This is a genomic window from Streptococcus sp. Marseille-Q8145 (assembly GCF_965112035.1).
Genome location: NZ_CBCOPQ010000001.1, coordinates 426463 through 449839 on the forward strand (window position 1 = coordinate 426463; position 23377 = coordinate 449839).

Annotated in this window: 13 protein-coding genes and 1 pseudogene; 1 reads left to right on the plus strand and 13 read right to left on the minus strand. The window is 40.7% G+C overall.

Annotation, left to right across the window (positions count from 1 at the left end; all coding sequences use genetic code 11):
• Positions 1-44: 44 nt before the first annotated feature.
• From ACWPVL_RS02165 to treP, 10 genes and pseudogenes are all read right to left on the minus strand, one after another.
• Positions 45-3059 carry a hypothetical protein gene (locus ACWPVL_RS02165; RefSeq protein ID WP_454386520.1) on the minus strand — a complete coding sequence of 1005 codons (3015 nt, stop codon included), beginning with the start codon at positions 3057-3059 and terminating at the stop codon, positions 45-47.
• 69 nt (positions 3060-3128) lie between these two features.
• Positions 3129-5516, minus strand: a complete 2388-nt coding sequence (secA2, locus tag ACWPVL_RS02170) for an accessory Sec system translocase SecA2 (RefSeq protein WP_454386522.1) — start codon at positions 5514-5516, stop codon at positions 3129-3131.
• Positions 5506-6540 carry an accessory Sec system protein Asp3 gene (gene asp3 / locus ACWPVL_RS02175; protein ID WP_454386524.1) on the minus strand — a complete coding sequence of 345 codons (1035 nt, stop codon included), beginning with the start codon at positions 6538-6540 and terminating at the stop codon, positions 5506-5508. Before asp3 ends, secA2 begins: the two co-directional genes overlap by 11 nt.
• Positions 6537-8096 (minus strand): accessory Sec system protein Asp2, encoded by a 1560-nt coding sequence (gene asp2 / locus ACWPVL_RS02180; RefSeq protein WP_454386526.1) that lies wholly within the window; start codon positions 8094-8096, stop codon positions 6537-6539. The genes asp3 and asp2 overlap by 4 nt, the downstream gene beginning before the upstream one ends.
• Complete coding sequence (asp1, locus tag ACWPVL_RS02185) at positions 8083-9684, minus strand: accessory Sec system protein Asp1 (RefSeq protein ID WP_454386528.1); 1602 nt, start codon at positions 9682-9684, stop codon at positions 8083-8085. Before asp1 ends, asp2 begins: the two co-directional genes overlap by 14 nt.
• Before the next feature lie 6 nt (positions 9685-9690).
• Entirely contained in the window at positions 9691-10950 is a 1260-nt protein-coding gene (secY2, locus tag ACWPVL_RS02190) for an accessory Sec system protein translocase subunit SecY2 (RefSeq protein WP_454386530.1), read from the minus strand.
• A 170-nt stretch (positions 10951-11120) separates the two neighbouring features.
• Positions 11121-12344: a glycosyltransferase gene (locus tag ACWPVL_RS02195; RefSeq protein WP_454386824.1), complete on the minus strand. Its 1224-nt coding sequence runs from the start codon at positions 12342-12344 to the stop codon at positions 11121-11123.
• Between the two features lie 349 nt (positions 12345-12693).
• Positions 12694-13491: a pyruvate formate-lyase-activating protein gene (gene pflA, locus ACWPVL_RS02200; RefSeq protein ID WP_314480627.1), complete on the minus strand. Its 798-nt coding sequence runs from the start codon at positions 13489-13491 to the stop codon at positions 12694-12696.
• Between the two features lie 376 nt (positions 13492-13867).
• Positions 13868-15493, minus strand: a complete 1626-nt coding sequence (treC, locus tag ACWPVL_RS02205; RefSeq protein WP_454386533.1) for an alpha,alpha-phosphotrehalase — start codon at positions 15491-15493, stop codon at positions 13868-13870.
• Positions 15494-15555: 62 nt separating this feature from the next.
• Positions 15556-17523 (minus strand): annotated as a pseudogene (gene treP, locus ACWPVL_RS02210) (PTS system trehalose-specific EIIBC component).
• 185 nt (positions 17524-17708) lie between these two features.
• Here treP and treR point away from each other — a divergent pair.
• A complete protein-coding gene (treR, locus tag ACWPVL_RS02215; protein ID WP_454386535.1) occupies positions 17709-18422 on the plus strand; it encodes a trehalose operon repressor in 714 nt (237 codons plus the stop codon).
• Between the two features lie 352 nt (positions 18423-18774).
• On the opposite strand, the gene ACWPVL_RS02220 is transcribed toward treR, so the two are convergent.
• From ACWPVL_RS02220 to ACWPVL_RS02230, 3 genes are all read right to left on the minus strand, one after another.
• The gene (locus ACWPVL_RS02220; RefSeq protein WP_454386537.1) at positions 18775-20115 is read right to left on the minus strand and encodes a hemolysin family protein; all 1341 of its coding nucleotides are present in this window, start codon (positions 20113-20115) and stop codon (positions 18775-18777) included.
• A 90-nt stretch (positions 20116-20205) separates the two neighbouring features.
• Positions 20206-21852 (minus strand): phosphoenolpyruvate carboxykinase (ATP), encoded by a 1647-nt coding sequence (locus ACWPVL_RS02225; protein ID WP_454386539.1) that lies wholly within the window; start codon positions 21850-21852, stop codon positions 20206-20208.
• A gap of 387 nt (positions 21853-22239) precedes the next feature.
• Complete coding sequence (locus ACWPVL_RS02230) at positions 22240-23364, minus strand: AI-2E family transporter (RefSeq protein WP_125407029.1); 1125 nt, start codon at positions 23362-23364, stop codon at positions 22240-22242.
• Positions 23365-23377 lie beyond the last annotated feature (13 nt).

Sequence of the window (23377 nt, forward strand, 5' to 3'; positions counted from 1 at the left end):
GTGAATATATGTGGATACTATTGCATCCTCTAGTATCTTTAAAATTATCGCTGGTCTTTCTTATTTTGAGCGATAGAAGCCAATCCAGATAATGTACTAGCGACATTTTTTAAGTCAGGAGAAATTGGCTGTAAACCTGGTCTTACCATCTGATATGCCTCTTGATCTGTTACGCTCAAGTTTGGAGTTGTAGATACTTGGACAGACAGGCTTTCTTGAGATAGTGCGACTGTCTCTGAAAGTTCCTGAGATGCAAGACTCATACTTTCAAGCGATTCTTGTTGATAGGCAAGAAGCATTGACTCTGTTCGAGACAAGCTAAGTGACAGAGATTCTGAGACTTGTAAACTATGTGATACTGACTTAGACTCTGAAACACTCTGTCTGTAAGAAAGCAACTCTGAGACTGAAATGCTATAAAACTCAGATAAGGAAACTCTCACAATACTTTGACTGATTTGCTCTGATTCACTCAGGGAAATCGATTCACTCAAACTAAAGGAAGTTGAGATGCTGACACTATGACTAAGAGATTCGGAAAGACTGATAGAGGTTGAGGTGCTCTGACTAGCCGACTCTGAAACTGAAATTAACTTGCTCTCATATGCAGATTGGGCAACAGAAGCACTAACTGAGAGTGAAGAACTGAGCCAATTATACTCTGAAATTGATTGACTCAAACTTAAAGAAGTTGAAAGGCTCGCACTTTCACTTAATGATTCAGAGATACTGAGACTCTGGCTAAGGCTTTCGGACTCACTCAAACTCAAGGAGCTTGAAACACTCAGGCTTTGACTCAAGGATTCTGAAACACTGAGGCTCTGACTAAGGCTTTCATACTCACTCAAGGAAACTGATTCACTTAAACTAAAGGCAGTTGAAAGGCTTGCTCTCTGACTGAGAGATTCTGAAACACTCAGAGAGATTGAAGCACTCTGACTAATAGAGTCGGAAATCGATGTTAACTTGCTTTCCAATTCAGATTGGGCAACAGAGGCACTAGCTGAGAGTGACGAACTGAGCCAAGTATATTCGGAAAGCGATTCGCTCAAACTAAAGGAAGTCGAAAGGCTTGCACTCTGACTCAAGGATTCTGACACACTAAGGCTCTGACTTTCTTGTTCAGATTGACTGACTGAAATTGACTCACTGAGGCTCAAAGAGAGTGAAGTGCTGACACTCTGGCTCAAGGATTCTGAAAGGCTGAGACTCTGACTAAGGCTTTCAGATTCACTCAAGAAAATTGACTCACTCAAACTCAAGGAGCTTGACGCACTGAGACTTTCGGATTCACTCAAGGCAACTGACTCACTCAAGCTGAAAGAAGTGAAGACGCTCACACTCTGACTGAGAGATTCTGAGACACTAATAGACTCGGAAATTGATGCCAATTGGCTTTCCAATTCGGATTGGGCAACAGAGGCACTAACCGATAATGAAGAACTTAACCAAGTATACTCGGCAATGGACTCACTCAGGGAGATTGAATCGCTCAAAGAGACTGACTCACTGAGACTGAGAGAAGTTACTGTCCATTCACTCAAAGATTCTGAAAGAGAAAGGGACTGGCTATGGCTAAGTGATTCTGATAGCTGCTGACTCTCCTTGGCTGATTCAGATTCAAAAAGAAGTTGAGAAAATGCTTCACTCAAGGATAGAGACTGACTGATGCTCAAAGATTCAGATGCCGAAAGGCTAAGTGAAGTAAACTCAGACTGAGCCAACCATTCAGAAGTAGAGAGGCTCAGGCTAGTGCTAAGAGAAATCAAGAAAGTATCTGGCTTATTCTCGTTTACTGAAAGTGAATACGCTTCCTCCTCATAAACTGAATTCGAAAGACTCATAGAAGTCTCTTCTAAGGCACTTAGAGACTCAGATTCTGAAAGGCTCAGACTAGCACTAATGGATTCTGACAGAGAAACTGACTGACTATCCGCTACCGAAGTTGAAACGAATTCGCTAAGAAGGATAGAAGCCGACTCGGAAAGACTCTCGCTGGCACTGATAGAAGCGGATAACCATTCACTCTCATAGAGTGAATCTGACTCTGAGATGCTGAGAGATTCAGATTCAAAGATACTCCAGTACTCAGACTCGGAAAGACTCTCACTGGCACTAATAGAAGCGGATAACCATTCACTCTCATAAAGTGAATCTGATTCTGATATGCTGAGAGATTCAGATTCAAAGATACTCCAGTATTCAGACTCAGAAAGACTCTCACTGGCACTAATAGAAGCGGATAACCATTCACTCTCATAGAGTGAATCTGATTCTGATATGCTGAGAGATTCAGACTCAAAGATACTCCAGTACTCAGACTCGGAAAGGCTCTCGCTTGCACCGATAGAAGCGGATAGCCATTCACTCTCATAAAGCGAATCTGATTCTGATATGCTGAGAGATTCAGATTCAAAGATACTCCAGTATTCAGACTCGGAAAGACTCTCACTCGTGCTAATAGAAGCGGATAGCCATTCATTCTCATAAAGTGAATCTGACTCTGATATGCTGAGGGACTCAGATTCGAAAATACTCCAGTATTCAGAATCGGAAAGTCTCTCGCTGGTGCTGATAGAAGCAGATAAGGATTCATCCTCAAGAACCAGCTCAGATTCTGAATCTGACTGATCGATAATGTGAGAAGAAGAGTCTAAAGAATAAGTCTCTAATGAATCCTTCTCCCACAGCGAATCTTGAAGAGAACTCTCGCTTGTTGAAACAGAGCCACTATCGAAATGTTCAGCAGACAAACTCATTGAGGTCGAAACGCTCATTGATAAACTTTGACTGACATTTTTTATCAGATCATCTACTACCAAGCTATTGTTGGCTTGAAAATCCTCAAAGTCTTCCATAATAGAAATTGGCTCTGTCTGTGGTTTTAATTCTTCATTAATACCTAACACAACCTGATTCTGCTCTTGGGGTTTTCGGCTAATCGGTTTTAAGATGGCTGCATCCGGATCATAATAATTATCATCCTCCGTCACCAATCGTTTAAACTTCGATATAACGCGCTTAAACCCCTTTGATTTTGCTTTATTATTCTTACCCATAAATATACATTTTCTCCCGAATGCAGTTATATCCTTATTATAAAGTCTATAGCACAATCTGTCAAAACTTTAGCCAAAGAAAACCTCTAATTTCCCTGTAGGCTGAACATTAACATAACTAAGCGCCATATTTTTTATAATTTTAAGATTCATGTCTGCATTCATTCTCTTATATGACTCAAAAGCCTCTTTATGAAACTCATATATAGGATTCTTTTGCGCATAACCTTGACTAACCACTAAAGTTTGAAATTGTTGGAGATAGTCAACTTGCTCCACCCAGCAATCATCCACTGCTCTTAACACTGCGATGCGCTGAAGCTGCCCAAACAGTTCTGAATCCTCAATTCTATCGCGTTTTCGCTGATATTCTTCAATGAAAAGCTTAGATAGGAACTTCTTAACTTGACGAATGTTTGTCACATCTAAATCTCTTGGAATGCCTTGACAATAGTAGCTAATATTATCCAAAACAAATCGATACAAATCGGCCTGCTCTTTAAATGGATGCTTCTTCATATAGGCGTCCATAGCATCTGATAAAACAGATAAAAAATATTCTAGTTTAAAGTCAGGACGAGCAATAATGTCATTACGCTTGTTATAAATGATTTGCCGTTGAATTCGGATACTTTCGTCATACTGCTCCGTTGATCGTCTTGAAGCAGCTGCCGCATTATCGCTGTTTCTCTGAGCTTCTGTCACCTCATATTTAATACGAACAGATTTTAGATGAACCTTCTGTTTTTCCTCTGGCTTGGCGACTTCTTTCTGATAAAAATCATTGATCCACTTACTGCCAGTCTTTGTAATAATATCATCTTCAAGTGAAACAAAGAATTTACTTAGTCCAGGTGCGCCTTGACGGCCTGCACGACCACGAAGCTGCAAGTCCACTCGTTCACTGGACATTCTCTCTGTTCCAATAACCGCCAGTCCGCCTAATTTAGCAACACCTTCTTCTAGGATAATATCCGTTCCACGACCAGCCATAGAAGTTGCGACGGTTACCGCAGAACGCCGGCCAGCCTGTGCAATCATCTCTGCTTCTTTTGCTGCATTGTAGGCATTTAGCACGTTATGAGCAATTCCTTCCTGCAGCAGGAGCATGGAGTAAATTTCTGACATTCTTACCGATCCTGTCGCAATCAAAACTGGCTGCCCCTTTTTGTGTAGTTTTTTAATATAATCCAAAGAAGCATAAAGTTTTTGAGGGATAGTTAGATAGATCTCATCTGGATAATCAATCCGCTGATTGGGTTTTCTAGTCGGTACAACGACCACTCCCAAGTCATACACTTCACGAAATTCATCTTCACAGACCTTCCCTGTACCCGTCATCCCCGCCAATTTAGGAAACATCTTGAACAGATTTTGATAGGTAATAGAGGCCATGGAACGTGTTTCTAAGGAAATCTTTACGCGTTCTCTCGCTTCCAAGGCTTGGTGCAAACCAGATTGAAGTTTATTCCCTTCTAAAACTCGCCCTGTTGCCTCATCCATCAACTTGACTTCGCCATTTTCTACAGTATACTGACGATCTTTTTCAAATAAATGATTGGCCCTTAAGGCCAAATTGATTTGACGGATCAGTTGGTAGTTATTTGGATCGTAAGCATTTTGTACACGGAAGTATACTTCTGCTTCCTTGACACCTTTTCTCGTCAACCAGACTGAAGTCCGAGTCGAATCTAGCTTAAAATCTTCCCCTTCCTTCAAGGTCTTAACAAACTCATCACAGGTAACAAATAGATTGGACTGAACCCGCGGAGAGCCTGATATAATCAGAGGCATCTGTGCACTATCCAAGAGAGCTGCATCAACCTCATCCACTAAACAGAAATAGAACTTAGGCAAAAATTTCTTTACTTGAGAGGTCGCTAAATTTTCTTCAAGGTAATCAAATCCCAGCGCACTATGTGTTGTATACACGATATCACTTTGATAAATCCGCTGCTTTTGCGCAACCTTCAATCTTTTAGCTGGATTTTCTGAAACACCAACCCCAACTGTCATCCCTAAGTAATGAAAAACAGGAGCCATTTGTTTAGCGTCACGAATCGCCAAATATTCATTGGCCGTAACCAAGATGGTGCTGTTTCCAGTCAAGGCATTTAAGTACAGGGGCAGAATTGCTGTTAGTGTTTTGCCCTCTCCCGTCCTCATCTCGGCAATCTGATTGTCTTGCATGACTAAGGCACCTAAGATTTGTACATCGTAAGGATAGAGCCCCAAGACGCGCTTAGCCGCTTCACGAATGGTGGCATAAGCTTCTGGTAAAATTTCCTGCAGCCTTTCTTCCTTAGAAAGACGGCCTTTAAACCATTGAGTTTTAGCCTGCAATTCTTCATCTGACATGGCTGCATAATTGTCAGAAAGCTGATTAATCTTTTCTAAGATTTTTTTATAACGCCTTAGTTTAAAGGAATTAGCTAAATGTAATTTTTTAGGCTTCATTCTTTCTCATCCACTCTTCCGTTTTCTCCAAGTCTATTTTTTGAAGCAAAAAGGACTGATCCAACAAATAATCAATTTTGGTTAGTACCCGCGGCCTATTTTTCAGATGGGCATATTCTTTTACTCTGGCTGAATTGAAGCGTTCCAGCAGCAAATCTCTAAATAAAGGATAATTCACCCTATTTCGATAGCGATCCAGAACATGCTGATAATCCAATTCTGACATAAAATCATCAGTCACTAAAGCATAGGCATTTTCAAATTGCTTGGAGTAAAGTAAGGCTGCGATATTTGAAATCGGTCCATAGCCAGCAAAAGCGACCTTCTCAAAAGAATATTCTCGAGACAGCTTTTCAATTGTTCCAAGCAAGATTTCGAAGAACTCTTTTTCCATATACAAAAGAGCGTCTTTATAGGAAGAATTGACTACCAACAAATTTGGAAAATGCTCCCGAACAATTTCTGGAATGTAGCCCGTCCGATTGAAATCAGGCTCCGTAAAGCAAACGTAAATCGTCTCTTGATTGACGTCCTTATGCAACAATTTCGAAATCCAATAGCGATCGACTGTATAATCTGCCACACCTTCTTCGGCAATATAAATGCTTTCAAACAAGAAACGATGGCAACCTGAACTCACTAATTGAATTTTATAATGATGGGTATTATTAGGAACACGAACGCTCATCGTCTCACCCTGCTTAATGATTTGATTAAAAATCTCCTCATCACGCGCATTCATAAATTCAATCTTTAAGTAGGTCGAATTTTCAGGAAGAGTCTCCAGATGACTGCCAAAGATATATTTTTCTCCTCGCTTCAATTCAGGAAGCTGGCTCGTATTTCGTAAAGCCTGATAGTTTGCTTGCGAATGCCATTCATGAATGACTGTACCAGACGGCATGAATTGATTCTCATATAAGACATGCCCATCTGCTAGCAGCTTCACAGACGATCCATATAGATACTGAGATACACTTTGCATATCCCAATAAGCAAAATAGATTTCTTCCTTGTATCTCACGAATCAAACTTCCTTTCAAAACTATTCACTAATAAAGTTTTATATTGATTAAAGAACCATTCGACAATTCCTTGCGTATCATCATTGTGTCGTCCTGTCAATCCTTTACTAATGACATTAACGCGATAAGCTCGCTTTCCTAGATCTTCTAGCATATCAGGGTAGGCCGTACCATCGTAGTCATCATGATACATATAAGACACAATAAATTTCGTCCTTGAAAAATCAGCCTCTTTGAATGCTGTCCAGAAGTGCTCATTAAGTTGAGCTGTTCCTTCCTCTGATAATTCTCCTGTTGTACGAAGCACCAAATCTAAAGAAGTAGGAAAACCTCCAGGACGAATCGTGGATTCATTCTCTGCAATATCACCTAAATTTACTAAGGGCTTACCAACAATCACCGCATGAGGCTCTAACTTGGAAGCATAGTACAGAGCTCCAAAGGTCCCCATTGATAGTCCGGATAAGGTCAACTGATCCCTTGTAAAGCCTAATTCATCTAAACAGTGATAAATGACCTGAACAAGCTTTTGCTCTAGCTCTTCTGAGCCGAGATAGAAAGCACCACCCTCAGAACGCGGATCTCCAATCAACAAGAAAGGCGCTCCCAAATTGTTCATCATCCAGTATCCCTCAAATCCTTCAGCTGGACGATATCCAGAAAAATAAATATTGAGAGGTGGCTTCAAATCACCAGGATGGAAGTAGTAAATCAATTCCTCCCGATTTTTATCCACGACACGATTTCCACCAATCAATAAATCCCCATAACCCAAATGAGACTGGCGATGGTGGAATGGTCCAATTTTCACAATTCCTTGACCTTTCACTTGAACACTGACGCTTAGGTAATAAGAATCGCTGGTATCCAAAACGAGAGGCTTATCAAAAGATTCTTCATCATAAATCCATTCTTGCATAGGAGAATTGCCAACTGGATAACCCTTGATGACATAACGAATTGCGCAATCTTCAGAAATTCTGAACTCTGGCCATAAATCCAAAGGGGCGTCTGCACTCAGAAAGATATTGTACTGATAGGTTGCTACAGTTTGGTAATCCTCACCATATTGGCCACACAGACGGAGATAGTTAGTTCCTTCATAGTTAATCTGACCTGAAAAGGAGGGATTGACGGCTAGGTGATTAACACTGAGCTTGGTACCACTTTGCTTGGAAGAAAAGCCCCGTGAAAAAAGATACAGCATCTGAGCTGGATCTTCAAAAGTAGACTGAACGGCCCTTTTGCGTAAAAGGAATCTTTCCAAAGTTTTTGTAGTGATCTGACAGCGTTCATGATAAAACAAGCGATAAACCTGAATTAAGCTGTCCAATACTGTAATATACTCAAAATGCTCAACAGTATCTACCAATACAACATCATAGGGCTTAGCAGCCTTTGGTTTCTTCCCATCCTTTTTTAAAATACCAATATCTTCAGGCAAGAGAGACATGATATCTTCTGGTTTAACAAATGTCCATGCGATATTACTAGGAATCTCATATTGGTGCTGCCAATTCTCATTGGCAATCTGTAGGACACTAATTCTGTTCATTTAGCTTTAATTCCTTTATCGTATTTTTCCACATTTCGACAATTTCTCCCCTTGTATACAGCTCAATCCTCTTAACCGAATGCACCAAAGACTGATTCCAGTGTTCCAAATCTGTGAGGTAATACAAGAGTGCCTCTATCAGGTTAGAAATATCATTCATGATCCAACCATTTTCGCCATGCTTGACATAGGAAGAATTATACAAATTCACTTGAGGAATCCCTCCGCTGATACCTGCAATTTGGGTTCGTATATCTGCTGGGCTTCCCAAATCCAAGATGACCCGAACATACTTCAGAGCCTTTGCCAAATCGGTATCACTATGAATCACCACAGTATCAATTCGCTCTCTGAGGCTATCATCATCCTCTAAACGTGGATCGCCACTCTTAGCAGCCTTATCTTTGTCAACAAGGAGCAATTTTTCTGCATACTTTGTTGATGATAAAGATTCCTCAAGAAACTGTCGAATAGAAGCTTCTCGACCAAAATCTTGACTCTGCGTCCCGACCAATAAGTCAATCCACTCATGTTGCAACATCATATCAAACAAGGAAGTAAAGACATATTGAAGATGATGTTCTGGTAAAGTATCAAAATTGACATAGATGATCAACTCTTTTTTCCGCTGACTATGCCCAAGATTCAACTGTGTGTCATAGGGTGGAATCTCATAATAAGCAGGAAGTTGCTCTTCTTCTACTTCCCCCACTTGTTCTGCAATCTTCACGATTTTATCCAAGCTATCTACCACAAAAAATGGGGTATCTTTTAAATCAGACAAGAGCTGTTCTGTATTCATAATCGGATAACGATTGCTAAAGAAGGACAGAACAACAAGATGATCCTTCTTAATCTGTTGGAAAAAATGATTATGCTGCACATCTGCTGAAACAATAATCGAATCATCCTTGGTTAAAACAGAAGCCAAATGCTGCTCTAGCTTTTCTTTAACAAGCTCCTCAATATTCTGATAGACATCCTTAGCAAATGTGCCCTGTGCCTCAGGATTGATAATGACCTGCTGGTTATCAGCTGTCAAAAATTCTCTGAATTGCCATATCCCTTGTGCATTCAGATAGTCCTGATAATAAGGCTGATTATGCTCAAAATAGATAATACTGGAGACAAAGCCACGGTCATCAAAAACAAGCTGATAATCTATCTGATTATTTTCAAAATAGGTAATATCAAAAATATTACCTATTTGTGAAAAATTAATCTGAGCATGAGGTAGGTGATCGACGTGAACATCTACAATAAAAGGAGTATAAAAGATTTCTGCTCCCTGAGGCCATTTCAAATCATCCAAACGAATTTTTCGTGCAGGCACATCTGTCAGACCTTGTATGCTATCAAATAGATTCCACATTTCATCTGATGAAAGTCTTTGTTGATAAAAGAAAGTTCGGATATGAGGTGAATAATTCAAAATCAGGACAGAGTTGGTTTCTCCTGATTGTTGAAACATCCGCAATAAATTTACGGCATCATCAAACATCATATTTTTCGGTTGCAGATAGAAAGGTAGGGCAGTAGAATACCATTTTCGATCTTGTTTATACCAAGAAGGTACAAAGTAAAACATATCCCTCTATTCTCCTTTTACTTCTAGTTCTTTATGATAATAAGTCCCGATTCTTAAGATTCGTATTTCTTCACGCAAGGGCAAGAGCATGCTGATCAAAATGACTAGTGTGCTTGGCAAGGTCAAAAAGAAACTTGGCAAAGGCAAGAAGAAATTAATAAAATAGGGCAGGCCGACATACAAGATGAGATAAATAGCTCCTATATTTGATTGCAAAGAAATATAGTGTTTTAACACTTTTAAGGTTTCTTTCCCAGGCTGAATATAGTCAAAATATTCTCCCTGACGCTGCAAGCGTTTCGCTGTCTCTTCCGGTTCTAAATTGATATAGGCAAACAAAATACCCAACAAGTAAATCGCAACTAGATAAACAAAGAGACCCAAGGGCTTTGTAAAGTCAAACAAATTCCCAAATTTTACTGAAAATCCTTTCCCCGTCCAGTCTAGTAATAATTGGAACAACATCAAGACACTTGTTGCGTACATAATGGGCATTCCACCAGAAGGAATGAACTTAATTGGCAAATAAGATTTATCATAGTAGCGACTGCTCAACATGATCCGATTAAGTGGCAGACGTATCTCAGCTTTTTCACACACAACAGCAACAAAAGTCAAAAGAAGATAGGCCAATAAAGCCACAACTAACATCATTCCTCCTCGGACAGAAGACAAGGACTTCCCAATCAAGACTATTAATTGGTCAGCAAATTGGAGTAAAATCCCTGAAATGATAATAATGGTTGATCCTCCCACTCCTTTACGAGTATTAAGACTTGACAACCAAATAATGATAAAACTGCCTGTCACAACTGTGAGTAAAACTGCTAGATTATAGAGCCAATCATCCACGAGAAGTAGAAAGCGACCATTTCCTCTATAAGCGGTGTACATAATGGCTAGTCCCTGCACAATCGCAAAGAACAAGGTTAAAATTTTTTGAAAGAAATCTGTTTTTTTAAGAGACCAAGATTGTATATTCCAGCTTTTCTTTAGGTTCATGACTTGCCATACAATCATCGTCGTAATCCAGGGTCCTAAGCCCAAAGAAAATACTGAAATCTGAGAAACATCAATTCCTGCCAGCAAATAGAAAGCGGCCAAGGGATTGTCTTCCTTTACCCGAAAAGCTTCCATACTGCCATTGTAGCCTGGAAGCAAGATATGTCTTCCTAATATATAAATAGCTATAATAAACAGTGTAAAGAAGATTCTCTTTCTAAAAATATTCTGACGCTTCTTTATCTTAAGACCAAAGTGCTCCATTTATTATCCTTTATTATTTGTATTGTGGACTTGCCCAGAGCCCTCTTTTCATACATAAACTTGTCTTTTAAGTCAAAGACTTAAGAAAGCAAGCCCATTCCATAGAATTATAGATAAGGAATCAACTTGCTTTCTCTATTTTGATTACAAAATGTGGGGCAGTTCGTCATTTAATTAAAATCTGATCGAATTTTTTCCACCATTTCCTGATAATTCCCATGTGAGAATACTTGCTCTGAAACCCCTTCTGTTTGTACATTATCAAAGGCATAAACAGGCTTACCAGACTCTTGAAACTCTCTAATTACAGTATCGAATTTCTGATCGTGATTGATATCAAGATAAATGTCACAGCTTGCAAGTAAATCTCTCAAAGGATATGGCAGAATTGCAGGGTGCAAACGAACATTTTCATAAGCCATCAGTTTGAGTAACTTATCAGACATCTGTGTATAGGCAGCAATATGAAATAGACAGTTTGGTAATGCATTCACCAAATCTTCAATTCCCTCTAACCTATCTGAGTTTGTCAAGGTTACACAGTGGAGAGCAAAACCTTCATCCCTCTGTTTAATAGCTTTCTCGACATCAAATTCATCTGTCTCAATAATTGTAGACCAATCAAGAGAATTGTAAAACCACCATACTTCACGCAGACGCATGTTGGAAACAGTGTTCCATGGTTTTTGACCAGAAATATAATGCAAAACAGCAGGTAGTGGAGAAAGTGGAATTTCGAAAATCCAGTCATGCTTATCTAGCGCAGCTCCCATGTCAAAACCGATTTGAAAATTATAAGTATCTTCCAAATCAAGTTTTTTGCCCTCAAACATCAAATTCAAGATAGACTGATCACCTTCAGTAAAATTGGCTAATTCTCTATCTGTCAACTCAACCAATTGCTGAGCCATGTTTTCTTCACGCCAACGCTTATTATTGATGAGCATCATTCCAGAATTAAAGCCAAAGCCTACTCCATATGTCGCGCGAGTCGTTGCTACATAATAATCCTCCAGATCTATCTCAAAAAGATGATCCAGATTTCGTGTCACAACAATATCACAATCTAAATATAAGACTTTATCTGCTGCAACGTAATTCGGTATAAAATAGCGCCCATAGGCCATGTAGTTGATATGAGCGTAAGTCCCAGCTTCCCATTTCGATTTCACCTGATCGTCAATCTGGTCATTAAACAATTTCACATCGTTCAACTGACTCCCAGCTGCTTCTACCTTCCGACGCGTATAGTAAAACCATTCTTGAGGAATATCCTGATTGAAAACATAAATATCTAGATTTTTATGATGACAGCAAAGAGATTTTATTGTTGTTTCAATCTGTCTAATATACCCGTAATCTCCCGAAACCACAATGGCTTTTTTCTTTTCCAAAACACTACTCCCACTACGCTTATTCAATTCTCTAAAAAAATCGCTATTAGGGTTTATTATACCATAAATTCCGCCTTTATTCAAACACCTTCTTGGAAGCTGGACCTAACTTTTCTAGCCTTACACATAGAGGTGAAAGCTAAGCAGGCAAAAAGAAGAAAGCTTGCTATAAGCGCCTCTAATATCTATATCCTTTTAAAATCAGACAGCCACTAGCTGCAATGTACTTAAATGTGTGCTTCCATGCTATCAAATCTTATAAAATTAGGCTATCCCAAAGAATTAGCCGGTGTTTTATTGAAAAAAATGGACTGGTTTCTCTCCAGTCCATTTCCCCTACTTACATCACTTAGTTATTATGCACTCGATTCATGTATTCGGTGTAAGATTCTGTATGCATCAATTCCTTGGCATTCTTGACCCGGTCAGCAGTCGGTGGCTTCACACCTTCCAGTGAATAAGGAATGCCCAGCTCCCGCCACTTAAATTCTCCCATAGTATGGTAAGGAAGGATTTCAAACTTATCAACGTTCTTGAGTGTTTTGACAAACTTACCTAGCTCAATCAAGTCCTCATCACGGTCTGTTAAGCCTGGCACCAGAACGTGTCGAATCCACACTGGCTTTCCAATATCTGAGAGATATTTTGCACAGGCCAAGATGTTTTTATTGGTCTGGGTAGTCACGATCCTATGCTGCGCCTCATTAATTTCCTTGATATCCAGCAAAACCAAATCCGTCACCGCCATCAGTTTATTAAACTTTTCTAGATAACGAGGCGTATTTCTAAAAGGCAGGGCGCAAGTATCCAGCGTACAATGAATCCCCAGCTCTTTGGCCTTGGTAAAGAAAGCAATCAGAAAGTCGATTTGCAGAAGGGCTTCTCCCCCGCTGACGGTAATACCACCTTTATTACCCCAGAAACCTTTGTAACGAAGGGCTTCTTGTAGGATATCATCCACAGTCCGCAGTTGAGACTTGTTAGTCTCCATCTCCCAAGTATCTGGATTGTGGCAATATTGACAACGCATATGACAGCCCTGTAAAAAGACGATGAAGCGGATACCTGGTCCATCCACTGCTCCAAAACTCTCCGTAGAGTGCACCATTCCCGTTACTTTCCCATAATCAATCGCTTCTTCAACCATAATAATCCTCTTGTACCTGAAAACGTTTTACTATAACTACATTATACCACGATTCGAGTGAAAATAGATAGATTCTGCCTATTTTTTAGGAAATAAACTGTTTTTCAGTTTCATTTTCATTGTGTTACAACAGATAAAGTCTTCCATTTTTCTTAAAATTACCTCTCTCCGTTTCCAGCTTTCTCCATAAAAAAGCCGCCCTAGAGGGCGACCTTTTCGGAGATTGTTATGAAAAAAGGTGCGGAACTATAGCTATAACAGCTGCTCATCTGTTAAACTAAAGGACTCCTTCTATCAAATAAAGTTAAGAGGTCTTCATTTGATGCTTCTAGTATACTGCACCATACTTAAAAGAAGCTTAAGCTGCTTTTAATCATTATTTTACTAGAATAGCTAACGTTTCGTAGGGTTTCAAAGTCATGGTCACGGCTACTGCTGTTTCCTCGTAATTTGAAATCAGCACCTGACCGCTTTGATAGTCTGGTAGGATGTCCAACGTAATCGGATCAGCATAGAAGTTGTTAAGTACTAAAAGTTTTTGTCCTTGCCACTCCCGCTCAAAGGCATAAATCTGAGGACTATCCTCATAGGCTGGCTGATAGCTGCCCTCTGCGATGATCGGCAGTTCCTTACGCAGGGCAATCAATTTCTGATAAAAGGTAAAGATCGATCCCTTGATTTCATTTTCCACATTGATAAGAGGATAGGATTTGCCCACCTTTAGCCATGGAGTTCCTGTTGTAAAACCTGCATTGACTGAATCATCCCACTGCATAGGCGTCCGAGAATTATCACGAGATTTAGCCTTGATAATCCTGAAGGCTGCCTCTGGCGATTGCCCTTCAGCAAGTAGAGTCTGGTAAGCATTGAGAAACTCGACATCTACATAATCTTCCATAGAGTCGTAGTCAGGGTCCACCATGCCAATCTCCTCACCCATGTAGATATAAGGCGTCCCGCGCGACAGATGAATACTGGCTGCCAACATGGTCGCTCCTTCATTGCGGAAATTCTCTACATCAACGAAGCGGTTGAGAGCTCGCGGCTGATCATGGTTGTTCCAAAAGAGAGCCGACCAGCCATCATGATCACTCATTTCCTTGCCCCAAGTATGGAAGAGGCGTTTTAACTCTTCAAAGTCAAAGGCCTTAAGAGTCCACTTCTGTCCAGCTTCATAGTCCACCTTGAGATGATGGAAATTAAAGGCCATAGATAGCTCCTGCCGATCTGGTGCGGTGTAAAGGATGCAATTTTCAATCGTCGTAGCACTCATTTCACCAACCGTCATAACAGAATCGTCCTGCCCAAAGGTCGCTTCATTCATCATACGAAGATAGTCATGCACGATTGGCTTATCAGTATAGGCTGGCTTCCCATCCTGCTCTGGACAGTCCGCCAGAACCTCATCCTTTCCGATAACATTGATGACATCAAAGCGGAAGCCCTTGACTCCTTTGTCTCGCCAAAAATTCACCACCTTGAAGAGTTCTTGACGAACATTGGGATTGCGCCAGTTAAGATCAGCTTGAGTGACATCATAGAGATGCAGATAATATTTACCCGTATCGCCAAATGGCGCCCAGGCACTGCCACCAAACTTGGATAGCCAGTCCGTCGGCTCATCCCGAAGGATAAAGAAATCCTGATAGTAGGAATCCCCAGCCAGCGCCTTTTGGAACCACTCATGCTCAATCGAGCAATGATTGAGAACCATGTCCAGCATAAAGTCAATACCATGCTGCTGGCCGACCTTGACCATCTCTTCAAAATCTGCCATATCCCCAAAGATAGGGTCTACCGCAGTATAGTCAGAAATATCATAACCATTGTCCCGCTGCGGACTCGGATAGAAAGGATTGAGCCAGATCATATCCACTCCCAGCTCTTTCAGATAAGGAAGTTTTTCAATAATTCCGCGAAAATCTCCCAAACCATTGCCAGTCGTGTCTTTAAAAGATTTTGGATAAATTTGGTAGACAACCTTTGTTTTATCAAGTGTCATATTTTCTCCTTTTTTGATAAAAGGGAGGGGCTCAGAGCCGCCATCCCATGAGTTAACTATTCCTAGATCCGTTTTGCTATCATCAATTTATCACCGCGTTTGATATGGCTAGGATACTCTCCACTTATATCTGCTACAAAAGCATCCTGGTTGGTGATAATGATAGGTGTTTCTGTCACGAGCCCTGCAGCCTTGATGACATCCATATCAAAACTAATCAGTTTTTGTCCAATAGCCACATGATCACCTTGCTCAATGTGGGCTTCAAAGCCCTTGCCATCTAGACCGACCGTATCCATACAGATATGCATAAGCATTTCCACACCTTCGTCCGATACGATGCCGACGGCATGTTTGGTTGGGAAGAGAACAGTCACCGTACCGTTCACAGGTGACACCAACTCACCTTCACTTGGCTCAATCACTAAACCTTGTCCCATTACGCCAGATGAAAATACTGGATCCGTTGCCTGACTGAGTTCTTTTACTTGACCAGCAAGAGGACTAACGATTTCTACTGGTGCGACAATCTTTGTTTCTTGATGAGCAAATTCTGCTTCTTCTTGGGCTGCAAATTCTGCTTGCAGTTCTGTATCATCTTCCGTTTTTGTGAAAAATCCTGCTTTACGGAAGAAAAAGGTCAAAGCCATTGGTACAACGATTGCGACAAGCATAACCCCCGCAAATGGGAGCATATATTTTGCTTGGATAGAAAGAATACCCGGTAAGCCACCAATCCCGATAGCATTGGCTGTGATATTAAAGGTTACAGAAAGCAGGCCAGCAATAGATGAACCAATCATCCCTGCAACGAATGGATAGATGTACTTGACATTGACCCCGAAAAGGGCTGGTTCCGTAACACCAAGGTAAGCCGAAATAGTAGCTGGCAAGGAAATTTGTGCTTCCCGCTCATCGTGACGATTCATAAGGTAATAAGCAAAAACAGCTGAGCCTTGAGCGATATTTGACAGAGCAATCATTGGCCAAAGACCAGTACCACCGGCATCAGCCACTAGCTGAGTATCAATCGCATTGGTCATATGATGAAGACCAGTGATAACAAATGGAGCGTAAAGCGCACCAAAAATTGCACCAAAGAGTCATTTAACCGGACCGGTTAAACCTGCAAGAACGACCGTTGAAAGCCCCTGACCGATTGCCCAACCGATAGGCCCCAAGACTGTGTGAGCCAAGATTAAGGCTGGAATCAATGATAAGAAAGGCACGAAAATCATAGATACCACTTCTGGAATATGTTTCCGCCAGAAGATTTCTAGATAAGACAAGGAAAGTCCTGCCAGCAAAGCTGGAATAACCTGCGCTTGGTAACCGATACGATTAACAGTGAAGAAACCGAAATCCCAAACCCAATTCTTAGCAATTTCGGCTGCTGGTGTCGATGCCACGGCGTAAGCATTGAGCAATTGCGGTGACACCAAACAGATACCTAATACAATCCCTAGAATCTGGCTAGTCCCCATCTTACGAGAAACAGACCAAGTGATTCCTACTGGTAAGAATTGGAAAATCGCTTCACCTGGAAGCCACAAGAAATGGTTGATCCCAGCCCAGAATTGAGACACTTCTGTGATGGTTTTCCCATCCAACATAGACCAATGCACGCCTTCAAGAACATTCCGAAATCCGAGGATCAATCCACCGACAATCAAAGCCGGAATGATTGGAGTGAAGATTTCAGCTAGAGTCGTCATGACCCGCTGAACTGGATTTTGATTACTCTTAGCTGCTGATTTAGCTGCTTCTTTGGAAACACCCTCGATACCTGATATAGCTGTAAAATCATTATAAAAAATCGGTACGTCATTTCCAATGATGACTTGGAACTGCCCAGCATTGGTAAAGGTTCCTTTTACGACCGGAATGGCTTCAATGGCTTTAACATTAGCTTTCTTTTCATCACCAAGTACGAAACGCATCCGAGTCGCACAATGAGTGACTGCTGTGACATTCTCTTTGCCGCCAATTGCCTTCAGCAAATCTTTAGCTTCCTTTTCAAATTTTCCCATTTGACTTGTGGCTGGAAATCATCCAGCACTCTCCTTATATTTTGATCTCGCTAGTTTCTTAACTAGCTTACAAACTCAATTGTAATCGATAACAATCCTGTATGCAACTTGTTTGTTGTAAAAATGAAAGATTTCTGCTAAAATTTTGATAGTTGTATGGTAAAAAGAATACAAGAGAGGGATTTATGAAGAAATACAAACAATTATTCAAACAACTTGAAAGAGATATTTTAGGCGAAAAATACCAGCTCGGTGACTTTCTTCCTAGTGAACATCAGCTGATGGAAATCTACCAAGTCAGTCGGGATACGGTTCGCAAGGCTTTAGCGCTCCTGCAAGAAGAGGGACTGATTGAGAAAGTGCGGGGGCAGGGCTCCAAAGTCGTTAAACAAGAACAACTAGATTTCCCTGTTTCTAACTTAACCAGCTATCAAGAATTAGTGGCACAGCATCAGCTTCAATCCAAGACCAATGTCATCAGCCTTGATAAAATCACTGTAGATAAAAAGCTCTCAAAAACAACCGGCTTTCCAGAGTACCGCTTGGTTTGGCGCATTGTCCGACAGCGAGTGGTCGACAACATTGCTTCTGTCTTGGATATTGACTATCTAGATAAAAGCTTGGTGCCAGATCTGACCAGAGAAATCGGAGAGTATTCTATCTATGCCTACTTAGAAGAAACCTTAAAGCTTAACATTGCCTATGCCAGAAAAGAAATTACAATCGATCATGTTAGTGACCAAGACCAGATCCTTCTGGACATCGGCCGAGACCAGCATGTCGTTTCCGTTAAATCTCAGGTTTATCTAGCTGATGGCCGCCAGTTTCAATACACGGAGAGTCGACACAAATTAGATAAATTTCGCTTTGTGGACTTTGCTACTCGGCAGAAAGAATGAAATCTTGATTCAGCAAACATAAAAAATCTCCTCTGTCAGCTAAAATCTAGCGAGCAGAGGAGTTTTCCTGTTCTTTGGTTTGTTTTTAGTTTTATAATTTTTTTACATTTAGGAGATGATATGAAAAATTTATGAAATGTTGATACGAGAATCTATTTCTTGCTTCTATTGCTAGTACTGGTTAGGCTGCTTCGTTTAACTTGGAGCGGATGAATGATTTCTGATAGCTTACTTTTACTTTATATGTCATTGGACTGTCCTCATTTCTTATTTGTTGAGACTAGTATAAGACTTTCAGCTTAAGCATTCCTTATAAAAATCTTGCGGAAAACTTAAAACAAAAGAAGCTGAATTATTTTTCAGCTTCTTCATCTTCTTCAATCATTTCAGATATTTCCACTTTTACCTTAGTGACACGGCCATTTTTAACCTTATCATTGGTCAAAATCATTTTTTTATTCTGGCTTTCCACTTCATAGCTGAGCCGTTCTGTTGGATTTGGAATGGTTCCAACACCAGTCAGATAATAACCAGCAATAGTATCCACATCATCACTATCAATTTCAACTTCAAAATATTCATTAAAGTCATTGAGAGTCATCGTTCCTAAAACAATGTAGGTATTCTCACCGATTTCATGAACCTCGATAGCGACCTTGTCTGTCTCATCTTCAATTTCGCCGACGATTTCTTCTAACAAGTCTTCGAGCGTCACCAGACCTGCCATACCACCATACTCATCCAGCAGAATCGCCATTTGATTTTGGGTATTCCGGAGAGATTTGAGCAAATCATCTACAAAAATCGTTTCAGGGACAAAGAGTGGCTCTTGTAGAATCTTGCGGAGATTTAGATTGTCGAATCCATTAGCGAAGGCTTCATTCAGCAAGCGCTTGGTATGAATCAAACCGATCACATTGTCCTTGTCTCCATCATAGACAGGAATTCGTGAGAAATTTTGCTTGAGGATACTTTCGATGATTTCCTTGGTATCATCCTGAATATCAACCATAAAGGCATCTGTCCGCGGCACCATGAGTTCACGCGCCACCATTTCATCCAGCGAGAAAATCCCCTGCAGCATTTCGATTTCATCTGCATCCAGCGTCTCCTCACTATTGGTCAGCATGTACTCAATCTCATCTCGGGTCATTTTTTCATCTGCATCATCAAACTTCATCGGCGTCATCTGACTGAGAAGATTGGTAGAGGCTGAAAGCAACCAAACGAAAGGACTGACAATTTTCCCCAGAAAGATAATCACTGGTGCTGTCCGAATAGCCAAACTATCCTTAAGATTCATAGCGATTCTCTTAGGATAAAGCTCCCCCAAAACAATGGAAATATAAGTCAAGAGAGCAAGGGCCAAGAAACTAGCAACTGCATGTGCTGTTTTGGAATCACCCATCCAAGAAGCAAAGATTTTCCCTAGATTATCCGCAAAGCTTGCCCCCGACAGGATATTGATGACGGTGATACCGACCTGAATCGTTGACAGAAAGTTATTGGGACTTTCAAGAACTTTTAATAAACGAACGTATTTGACATCGCCTTCTTCCGCTTTCTGCTCGACGCGAGCTCGATTGAGCGACACCATCGCCATCTCAGAAGCTGAGAAAAAGGCATTTAGTAAGGTTAAAACAAATAGCAGTATTGCTTGCAATAAAATACTCTGACTGCCAGGGTCTTCCATGGATTCTTCTCCTAAAAATTATAATCGACCTTGATTATAACATATTTTTGGGATTCGTGCACAAGGATTTATGGGAAAGCGTTTTGCAGATTAATCCTCTAAGTCCTGCAAGACTTTTTCTAGCCGAGAAATAGCTCCAACAGGCAGGGCTGTCTTGGGATATTTCTGATTAAAGGCCAATAGGAAGTTTAAACGAACCTGCATTCTTTCACAAATGAGCTGTTTGTACTTGTCGTCAAAGTTTGGAACAGCATAGCCTTTATAATCCAGGTATTCAAAACCCTCCAAAGGACCAAAAGGCTTAAATTTAGCCTTACCCTCTACAATCTGCTCGATAATATCTAAAGATACTTCCTTTGATATACCCTTACCCATATAAAAACCAGTATTGATAATGTAGCAAGCAACTCCCGACTCAAATAAACGACGAAATTTCCGATAATCTTCCACCAGTGGATAAACGCGGAAAGGATTGGCATAAGGCTCAATAACCAGGTCTTCGTGCAAGCCAGTGACATTCTCGGCATTGGAGCGCTTGGTCATCAAGGTGCAGCCCATTGTGGAAGCCATCAGCGGATCATTGATCTTAACCAGAGGCGGCAGAGAGTCATCTTTCATAATCCAGAAGATAGCGTTGATGGGCTCATCAATTCTGTCTACTCGATTTGGAGTCGCAAAGCGCGATTTGACAGTCCGTCCATTCCCATTGCGGATGTCCTCAGTCACTAGCTTTTTCCGCCCATTTTCATCCAGCGTCACTCCACAATTCTGCACGGTGACAAAGAAATCCTGCTCACTATGGCCTGTAGGATAGTCATTGGTCTTGTCAAAATAAGACGGTTCGAGGGCAATAGAGGAGCCATCCTTGACCGAGATAATGAAGGCATCGTCATGGAGAACCTTGATATCATATTTATGGTCATGTTTGGCATGCGTCAATGTGGATTTTCCTGAACCGGATAGACCAAAGAAAGATGCAACATAGTCCTCTTTGTCCGTATTTTGCTTGAAAATTTTCAGACCTCCGTGGCAGGCAACATAGCCATTTCTAGCAGCTGTTCCCCAAGCCAAAGTCAAAGTTGCCTTTTTCAGCTCTCCGAAATAATTTAAGCCCAGAATAACGGCGCAATTATGATTGGTATCAAAGTAAACCAAACCTTCTGGATAGTCTGGATGCGTCCACTTGGGATCAAAAAAGACAAAGATATCATTTTCCTCGTACTTTTTAGAAGCTCGTAGGCGGTTCTTAAATTCCTCATCCAAAATCTGGAAATTCAAAAGCCAAGAATAAAGATTATTAATTTCTTCCTGAGGCACCATCAGGTGGGCGCAAACCATGAAGTCCTCATCCAGCCCCACAACTGCATCTGCCTTATAAAAATTCCTCTGATGTGCCTGATAAACAGCACTACGAACTAGAAACAGCAAGTGCTCATCTTCCTGACGATCTCTGCCATAAATTCGTCTAGCCTTAGCAGTTCGGCCGACAACCGCCCCCGAGTTAGTTAATAAAACGCGGGCATAAGAAGGAAGTCCCAGCTCCTTAGTATGAATCACCGGCATGTCCAGCACAACCGTTCCAGCAGCTACCGAGGCCAGTTGATAGGCCTCTTCTACGGTCTTGATTGCCTGCACCTGATTCTCATAAAAGGCTGTCTCTACAATGGTCTTCAAGGGCGAAAAATAAGAAGAATCTTTTCTTATTTCTTGCGGAGAAAATTTACGACGTGTTACCATAACGATACCTCCTTTATGCTATTACTATTATTTTAGCATAAATATCCAATGATGAACCATAAAAAATGTAGTAAAAAAGAGTTTGGGACAAAAGTCCGACCTCAAATATAAAAAGCGAACAAAACTAGTTTTCTGGTAATCAGAATTCTGCTTTGTTCGCTTTTTGCATTTAATTATAGATTTGAAGGGCTTAATAATTAAGATTTTTAAAAATTAAAATCTTTTTGTCCCAGACTCCTCAATTGTTTTTGGATTGTCGAGCAAGACGCAGTGGTTGAGTGGGCTCTACTACGCTGATTTCATCAGCTTTTATAGCCCTACTCAACTGTGCGGAGGTGAGACGACGAAATCGAATTCTAACGAATTACCGATTTCTGTCTCACTCTCCTATTTTTTTATAATACCAAATTCTTCATTCTTCTTTTGCTGCTGAGCTTCTTTGTGATTGTCATAGAGGTTGGCAAGGAATTTCACAATTTCCTTGAGGATGGAGTAGGTCGGAATCGCTACAATCATGCCCATAATACCATAAATATTACTAGACAGAAGCAAGAGAACCATAATCGTAATGGGATGCACTTTCATAACACTCCCAACAATACGAGGATAGAGGATATTCCCATCAATTTGCTGGATAATCAACATATAGATCAAGGCTGCCAGCATTTTATTAGGGTCAGTAAAAAAGTAGGTAATCAGCATGGGAATCAAGCCGATACTAGGACCCACATAAGGGATCAAGTTAGCTAAAGCCGAGAAAATAGCAAAGACTAAGGCATACTTGAGTCCAATGACACTGTAACCAATATAAGCTAAGGTCCCGATCAGCAAGGCATCTATCGAAATACCGCTGATATAACGGGCAACGGTCGCATTGAGATTGGTCAAGAGACTAGATATATTGAGCTTATCGCGCTTGAGAACGGTCCGCTCCAACATAGGCAGGAGCTTGTGTCCATCCATCAGGAAGTAGACCAAAAAAATCGGCGTCATGATGAGAATCATGAGGGTATTGATGACAGCAGACACTACGCTACCCAGACTATTGGTAACACTATTTAGAATATTTTGTAGAATATCTACATAGGACAGGTTAAGCTGCTGGATAGTAGACTGAATATTTAAACTCTTAAATAAAGGATTTTTGGATAATTGATTGACAAAACTCTGAATTTCCCAATAGAGATTTTGCGTCGAGTTGATCAAGCTGGACAGCTGGTTAATCAAAATTGGCAAAAGGTAGATTACTCCGACTGTCACTAGACCAAACAGTAGGAAAAGAGTGATTAAAATCCCGAAAATTCGATTGATTTTCAACTTTTTTTCGAGCAGTGTCACCAAAGGATTTGTGATATAGTAGAGAAACCCTCCCATAACAAAGGGAATTAAAATCGTATTGATAACGCTCACTACTGGCGTAATCATATCTCCCATCTGGCGCCAGATGAAAAAGATAATCGTCAACAGCAAGACTTCACTGGTCCAAAACATTAACTTACTTTTATGAAACATCTTTACTCTCCTC